General features: G+C 67.6%; 2 protein-coding genes and 1 pseudogene. All 3 read left to right on the top strand.

Going from position 1 to position 1789, the window contains the following annotated elements; genetic code table 11:
* Nucleotides 1-302 (top strand): annotated as a pseudogene (locus WA805_RS27545) (hypothetical protein); the annotation flags it as partial.
* 185 nt (nt 303-487) lie between these two features.
* Nucleotides 488-847, top strand: a complete 360-nt coding sequence (locus WA805_RS27540) for a helix-turn-helix domain-containing protein (protein WP_422279674.1) — start codon at nt 488-490, stop codon at nt 845-847.
* Nucleotides 848-1002: 155 nt separating this feature from the next.
* A complete protein-coding gene (locus WA805_RS27535; RefSeq protein ID WP_422341150.1) occupies nt 1003-1722 on the top strand; it encodes a response regulator transcription factor in 720 nt (239 codons plus the stop codon).
* Nucleotides 1723-1789: the final 67 nt, after the last annotated feature.

Genomic DNA, 1789 nt, shown 5'->3' with positions numbered 1-1789 from the left:
TGCTGAGCAAGGCCACCAGCCCGGGTGTCTACCTGAACCCGTTCACCGCCTACCCGTTCGCATCGACGGCAGCGGGGTCGATCGCGGTCGACAAGGGCACCAGCCTGTACGACCTGATCCAGGCGGGGCTCGCGCTGCGCGGCGCGCAGACCGGCACGGTGCCGATCGCGAACGCCGCGCTCCCGACGAATGCGGGCGAGGCCGTCGAGTGGAACCGCACCGAGGCGCTGCAGCTGTTCGGTGCGCTGCAGGACAACCAGGCCGTTCCTGCCGGGCTGCTCAGCGGCACTAGCGTCGGGTAACTGGCTGGTCACTGGAGGCTGGCGAACTCGTGGCATAAGCGGCGCGTGCGGCGTGAGCGGTTTGAGACCGGGCCTTTTGGTGTATCTGTACCTATAAAAGCAGGTCTTGACACAGAGACGTGACAGTGCTGCGCCGCGTCTGGTGCGACCAGACGCCGGGACGCGGGCGGCTAACCGGAGGTCTCATGAGCCGGAACGAGGTTCCTGGACTGAACGGCGGAGCAACTGCGCTGAATGGTCGTACCCCAGGGATCAACGGCGCGGCAAGATCCAACGGGCACACCTCGCGGCAGCCGGGGCTGCGGCACGGAACCGGGGCCGGGGGCGGCGAGGAGCAGGCTAGCCTTGGTCTTTCCGCTCGCGAACTCGAGGTCATGTCGCTGATCGCAGGCGGGCACACCAACGGCGAGATCGCCGCGCACCTGTTCCTGGCGGAAAAGACGGTCAAGAACCACGTCAGGCGCATCTACTCCAAGCTCGGCGTGGATTCCAGGGCCGCCGCGATCGCGCACTGGCTGGCGACCCGCGCGGCGCCCAGACGCTGACGAGCCGGGCCGGCGCGAGCCCGGAGCAGGCTGAGGCTGGCATGATGAATGGCGCTGCGCCGGCTGTTGTTTACCTGAGCGTAAGCTGACAGGTGGGAGTGCATCTCCAGGGAGCCTTCAGGTTTCCCTCAGCTTAGCGAGGGATGATTTGCACCATGAACACGACTATGACCGAGGCGCGGCAGCAGGCCGACGCGCGGCTGCTAGTCGTCGAAGACGAGCCGAACATCCTCGAGCTCCTCTCGGCGAGCCTCCGCTACGCCGGTTTCGAGGTGATCACCGCGGCCGCCGGCACCGAGGCGGTGCAGGCAGCGCAGCGGCACCGCCCGGACCTGATCGTGCTCGACGTGATGCTGCCCGACATGGACGGCTTCGACGTGATCCGGCGGCTGCGCGGCGGCGGCGCCAGGATCCCGGTCGTGTTCCTCACCGCCCGTGACGGCACCGACGACAAGATCCGTGGCCTCACCCTGGGTGGCGACGACTACGTCACCAAGCCGTTCTCCCTCGAAGAGGTCATCGCGCGCATCAAGGCCGTGCTGCGGCGCACCCGCGGCGACGGCGTGGAGCCCACGCCCCGGCTGAAGTTCGCCGACCTGGAACTCGACGAAGAGAGCCACGAGGTCTGGCGCGGCGGCGACCAGGTGCAGCTCTCCCCCACCGAGTTCAAGCTGCTGCGCTACTTCATGAGCAACGCCAACCGCGTCCTGTCCAAGATGCAGATCCTGGACCACGTGTGGGACTACGACTTCCGCGGCGACACAGGGATCGTCGAGTCCTACGTGTCCGTGCTCCGCCGCAAGGTCGACACCAAGGAGCCACGGCTGATCCACACCCTGCGCGGCGTCGGGTACGTGCTGCGGCTCCCGTCGTAGGCAGGCAGCCGGCCATGTCGGGAGCGGACATCCGGGCCGATCACCTGGACACCGATCACCAGGACAC

It is taken from the genome of Trebonia sp., from assembly GCF_049794275.1.
Lineage (GTDB): Bacteria > Actinomycetota > Actinomycetes > Streptosporangiales > Streptosporangiaceae > Trebonia.
The sequence above is the reverse complement of the archived record's forward strand: the minus strand, read 5'-3'. Positions and strand labels throughout refer to the sequence as shown.

What these genes read in the sequence shown, in the direction of transcription:
- WA805_RS27535 (WP_422341150.1), top strand. Translation starts at nt 1,003, where the DNA reads ATGAACACGACTATGACCGAGGCGCGGCAGCAGGCCGACGCGCGGCTG.
- WA805_RS27540 (WP_422279674.1), top strand. Translation starts at nt 488, where the DNA reads ATGAGCCGGAACGAGGTTCCTGGACTGAACGGCGGAGCAACTGCGCTG.